Source organism: Acidovorax sp. KPB24-07 (genome assembly GCF_057543315.1).
Genome location: NZ_BAAJYS010000334.1, coordinates 1 through 3597, shown reverse-complemented (window position 1 = coordinate 3597; position 3597 = coordinate 1). Strand labels below are relative to the sequence as shown.

Genomic DNA, 3597 nt, shown 5'->3' with positions numbered 1-3597 from the left:
TGCCGGTGGCGCAACGCCTGCTCAGTGGCTGGTTTCGCTGGCTTCGGCACCAGCCACCGGCTGGGCGCCCTGGGCGCGGCGCAGTTCGGCCTGGAAGGCGCTGCCGGTGCGCAGGCGCTGGTATTCGGCCAGGCGCTGCGGGCTGGCTTCGTCCACCGCTTCGGAGCGGTCGCCCTCGTTGGCCTGGCCCAGCCCGGCGCGCTGCCACAGGCGGGTGTCGGCCTCCACGGCGGCGCGCGTGAGCGTGCTGCGGGTGGCCACGGGCTCGTCGCCGAAACGGTCTTCCTGCGATGGCGCGGCGTGGGCGGCGGACACGGTGGCGCCGGCGAAGGCGATGGTGGCAATGGCGATCAGGTGCTGGGTGTTCATGGTGTGCGTTCCTTGGGCTTCAAAACAGGGGTGACAAAGGGCAGTGCGGGGTGCCTGCCTGACTGCCAGTTTCGGTGTTTCGCCGGGCCCGGTATGTGCGTAAACGCACAGCGAAAATGCATCGGTTCAGGGCGGGATGAAAAGCGCCGCCCATGAAAAAAGCCCCGGTGCTTCTCGCACGGGGGCTCGGGGATGTGGCGCGCCATGGGCGCGCCGGGATGCGCGGGGCATCAGTTCATCGTGGTGCTGGAGGCCATGCCGGCGACGTTGTGGCCGCCGCCGACGCGCTGGACTTCGGCCAGGTACTCGGGGCCGCTGCGCTCGCGCTGGTACTGGGCCAGGCGCATCTGGTAGGCGGGATCGGCATCCGGCGTGCGGTCGGCGGCTTCGAACTGGTTCAGGCCGGCGCGGTTCCACAGGTTCAGGTCGGCCACGACTTCAGCGCGGGTCAGCGGCTGGCCCTGCTCGACGGGCTGGGCGCCGAACTGGTCTTCCTGCGACACGGGGGCGGCGGAGGCGGCACCGGCAAAGGCGATGGCGGCAATGGCGATGAGGTGTTTGCGGTTCATGGTAGTGATTCCTTCCTTGGGATCGATTCAACTGGACTGCAGCGCCGGATTGCGTCTGCATGGAAGCCAGTTTGCGCCGCTGGACCCGCCAGGTCTGTGCGAAAACGCACAGTTTTGTGTAGGTCTGTCGCCTACCGGCCCGTGCGCCCCGGGCCGCCGCCGCGTCCGACAGGGCCGCGCTTCCGAGGGAAAAATGCCGCACTGCAACATCGCGTTACGCGGGTGGCCGGATCGGAAGCGCTACCGACCTTCTCGCTTGAGCGCTGCGTTGCACGCCGGCCAACTCCTCGTCTCATAGCGCAGTTTGCGCCCTTTGGGCTCATTGACCGGCCCGGACTGTCAGTTCGACGGGCTGCGTTTGTGCAACAGAGCCGGTTTGCCCAACGCTCAGAGCCTCATCGGCTAGACGCAGTTGATCAAATCATGTGGCGGACACCACGGTTCCGTGGGGCCGACGATGACAACGCCCCCCGGATCACTGCCACCTGGCGGATAGGGATACCAAACTGGTGTGGGCCCTTCAGGCGAGGGAGAATATCCTCCGACCGGTACGCCCTCACCACTATATCCTCGACCGGAATCTGGCTTCTTCTCAATAGGAGTCCAAGTAGTCGCACCTGCAGTCGGTGTCAGGTACTTCACGCATTCCACGCCATTACAAATAGTCACGGTATCATTGGCCTGCCATAACGGGACGCGTGGATTTACATAAACCGAAATAAAAAGCCGGGCATCAATCGGATTCATTGGGGCTGCGCAACCCCTGCATAAATATGAACCATAGTCAGCCGCTACGCATAGCATGGCTGCAAAAAAACCAACAGCCAACCAAAATACAGACTTATTTTTTGCAATCATAATGCCCTCCATTTTTCATTTTAGATTCGACTGAATTTGAGCTGCTTTCTTCATTCCTTCGCGCTTTTGCTCTGGAGTGAATTTGCTTATAACATGGCTCATATAGTTGTTCAAACTATCCTTCAACTCCTTGGGCGTTTCACGATTACTCTGAATCGATGAAATCCATAGCAATTCATATGCGTAAGAAGTGCTCTGATTGGAAAGGCTCCCTAAAATCGGATCATCTTTGCTCGCGCCATACATCGAAGCAAGAGTCTTGTAGGATCGCGAATCACCCTCCCTGGTTACCTGTTCTAAAAACTGCACAGCCGTCTTATTCCAGCTGGCTATCTCATCCTGCGTTAATGGTATGTACTCATTGGGCGTCGGCCACCGACCGAGGGGGCCGGCCTCGAAGTACGACATCCTTGCGTCAGCATCACCACGCTCCGCCAACTCTGCAAGAATGCTCTTGCGAAGCGAAAAAAGCCGAATCATTGAGGCCGCCGCAATACTTGAGATAGTCCTGGTGCACATCCAGCAGACTATTTGCATCATCCACCGAACCGCGAGATCTTTGTGCTCCTGCAACTTGTCCAACTGTTCGGCGATTCGCGCAATAGCTGAGCCCGCTTATCATTTCACCCTTTTCTGCATTGGTGTGGGTACTCTTCGCGCTATATTTGGAAAAAATCTCATGAACAGGGCTTTTGGGCTTGTCCATTCCCGTCATCCAGTCAGCGACATTCAGCTTTTCAGCTGAAATCGCTTGCGCTTCGGAATCCAATCCCTGTTCAACGCCGCTGGATTGCTCGCCGGTCTGAGCTCTTTCCCAGGGAAACGCTGAGCCCCTTAATCCGCCTGAAACCGGCACGACCGCAGCTTGGCCATCCATGCCGCCTGATTTTGTCTTTTCAGTAATCACCAGGCAAGCGATGATTGCAATCAAGCACAAGACCACGAGTACGGTAACGGCAGAGCGCTTGGCGAAGCGTTGGGTTGGCAAAAAGTTATCCTCCTGAGGCATTCTAGCTATTCTCCAACAATTATCAATGCGAATGACTTTGTCGCGCAAAACAATCTTCTTTCAGATTGCCGATTTCAGCGAAGGATTCTTGCTGCCGCGTTGACGCGATATTCTTCTGAAGTCTGGAATTCGCAGCAATGCATTTCATTGGGGCAACAAAACCGTTGAAGGCTATGGCGCGCCGCCGCCGAAGCGCGGCTCCCCCCACTGCCGAGCGGGATGGGCCACGTACAGCACCTGCAGCGGCGCGGAGCGGCCGCGCACGGTGACGGGCTCGGGCGGGCCCAGCGCATCGGCCACGCCCGCCAGGCGCGCGGCCTCCAGCGACAGCACGAGCCGGGCGGCCACCACCTTCGAATGGTCCTGCAGGCGGCTGGCGGTGTTGACGACCTCGCCCACGGCCGTGAACGTGGTCGTGTCCTGAAAGCCCACCTCGCCCACCGCCACCGTGCCGGCGTGCAAACCCATGCCGAAGTCCAGCGGCTGCCCGAACTGGTCGGTGAACGAGCCGCCCCAGGCGTCCATGCGCTGCTCGATGAGGGCGGCCGCGCGCACCGCCTGGGCGCAGGCGGTGGGCAGGTCGGTGTCCAGCCCGAAGATCGCCATCACGCTGTCGCCGATGAACTGGTTGGCCAGGCCGCCGCTGTCGCGCACCGCAGCGCCCACCCGGTCGAAATACTGGTCCAGCACCCAGGCCAGGTCGAAGGGCCACTGCCGCTCGGCCAGGCCCGACCAGCGCCGCAGGTCCACGAACAGCACGGCGACCTGGCGTTCGCGCCCCAGGGGCCGGGC

General features: G+C 60.9%; 5 protein-coding genes. All 5 read right to left on the bottom strand.

From position 1 onward, the window contains the following. Positions 1 to 21 precede the first annotated feature (21 nt). The gene (locus AC27IQ_RS20390; RefSeq protein ID WP_487090580.1) at positions 22 to 369 is read right to left on the bottom strand and encodes a DUF4148 domain-containing protein; all 348 of its coding nucleotides are present in this window, start codon (positions 367 to 369) and stop codon (positions 22 to 24) included. A gap of 230 nt (positions 370 to 599) precedes the next feature. Beyond that, positions 600 to 938 carry a DUF4148 domain-containing protein gene (locus tag AC27IQ_RS20385; RefSeq protein WP_272566610.1) on the bottom strand — a complete coding sequence of 113 codons (339 nt, stop codon included), beginning with the start codon at positions 936 to 938 and terminating at the stop codon, positions 600 to 602. Between the two features lie 873 nt (positions 939 to 1811). Continuing rightward, positions 1812 to 2204 carry a hypothetical protein gene (locus tag AC27IQ_RS20380; protein WP_487090579.1) on the bottom strand — a complete coding sequence of 131 codons (393 nt, stop codon included), beginning with the start codon at positions 2202 to 2204 and terminating at the stop codon, positions 1812 to 1814. Positions 2205 to 2217: 13 nt separating this feature from the next. Next, positions 2218 to 2853, bottom strand: coding sequence for a hypothetical protein (locus tag AC27IQ_RS20375; protein WP_487090578.1), 636 nt, complete (start codon positions 2851 to 2853; stop codon positions 2218 to 2220). A gap of 123 nt (positions 2854 to 2976) precedes the next feature. Next, positions 2977 to 3597 (bottom strand): adenylate/guanylate cyclase domain-containing protein (locus AC27IQ_RS20370; protein ID WP_487090577.1); only part of this gene is annotated, 621 nt, incomplete at its 5' end.